The following is a 353-nucleotide window of genomic DNA, read 5'->3' as shown; positions in this document are numbered from 1 at the left end:
CGATCACAGTGGCCAGTGACGGTTCCAGCTCTCGTACCGCGGTCGCGCCCGGGGCCAGCACCTGTTCGGTGAACACGGCCTTCGGCAGACAGTCACGGACCAGGTAGGCGATCTCCGGCGGGGTCATCAGGAAGTTGACCGGGGACGCGATGGCGCCCAGGAGGTGGGCCGCCAGGAACGCCTCGACGTATTCGGTGCGGTTGAGCATCAGGATCAACACCCGGTCGCCGAATCCGATGCCGCGCCGGCTCAGCGCGCCGGCCAGCGCGGTGACCCGGCGATCCAGCGCGCCCCAGGTGATCGTCTGCCCGACGAACCGGAGCGCGGTCTGGTCCGGCTGCATGAGTGCGTGG

At 69.4% G+C, this 353-nt stretch carries 1 protein-coding gene; it reads right to left on the bottom strand.

Going from position 1 to position 353, the window contains the following annotated elements; all coding sequences use genetic code 11:
* Positions 1 to 353 (bottom strand): AMP-binding protein (locus tag FH08_RS0134310; protein ID WP_031362675.1); only part of this gene is annotated, 353 nt, incomplete at both ends.

Source organism: Caballeronia sordidicola (assembly GCF_000729995.1).
GTDB classification, from domain to species: domain Bacteria; phylum Pseudomonadota; class Gammaproteobacteria; order Burkholderiales; family Burkholderiaceae; genus Caballeronia; species Caballeronia sordidicola_A.
This window is presented reverse-complemented; position numbering and strand designations above follow the sequence as displayed.